Below are 218 nucleotides of genomic sequence, written 5' to 3' on the forward strand. Positions count from 1 at the left end.
TCCACTCTGGAGGGAACGAAGTTTCAACTACAGGGCTTTTACCTTCTTTGGCCGGCCTTTCCAGACCTGTTCATTTACCTCGTTCCTTTGTAACTCCGTATAGAGTGTCCTACAACCCCAGGAGGCAGCCTCCTGGTTTGGGCTAATCCCGTTTCGCTCGCCGCTACTCAGGGAATCGCGTTTGCTTTCTCTTCCTCCGGGTACTTAGATGTTTCAGT

At 51.4% G+C, this 218-nt stretch carries 1 rRNA gene; it reads right to left on the reverse strand.

Features of this window, described 5'->3' with window-relative positions:
• Positions 1 to 218: ribosomal RNA gene (locus M3205_RS25510) — 23S ribosomal RNA — on the reverse strand; the annotation flags it as partial.

Source organism: Cytobacillus firmus, assembly GCF_023715565.1.
GTDB classification, from domain to species: domain Bacteria; phylum Bacillota; class Bacilli; order Bacillales; family Cytobacillaceae; genus Cytobacillus; species Cytobacillus firmus_C.